Origin of the sequence: Gemmiger formicilis (assembly GCF_016901605.1) — a bacterium.
GTDB lineage: Bacteria > Bacillota > Clostridia > Oscillospirales > Ruminococcaceae > Gemmiger > Gemmiger formicilis_B.
This window is the reverse complement of record NZ_JACJKP010000612.1, coordinates 1-279: the sequence shown is the minus strand read 5'-3', so window position 1 is coordinate 279 and position 279 is coordinate 1. Positions and strand designations below refer to the sequence as shown.

Here is a 279-nt window from a genome sequence, read left to right as displayed (position 1 = left end):
TTCTCCCTTCCAGCCACTCTGCAAAGCAGTTTTGCTTTACAGTTCTTCAACCTTGACTTTGAATGCTGCAGACACACCTGCGTACAGGCGCACCGTTGCATCATAGCTGCCAAATTCCTTGATAGCGGAGGGCAGCTCTACTTTCTTTTTATCAATTTCGGTGCCGGTCAGCTGCGTCAGCAGTTCCGCCACTTCCTTGCCGGTTACTTTGCCATACAGCTTGCCGGAAGCACCGCCCTTGATTTTGGTGGTCACCGTTTTGCCGCTGATTTTGGCAGC

At 51.6% G+C, this 279-nt stretch carries 1 protein-coding gene; it reads right to left on the bottom strand.

Annotation, left to right across the window (positions count from 1 at the left end):
• Nucleotides 1-36: 36 nt before the first annotated feature.
• The coding region (rplI, locus tag H6B10_RS16155) for a 50S ribosomal protein L9 (protein ID WP_204652440.1) at nt 37-279 on the bottom strand (243 nt) is incomplete at its 5' end.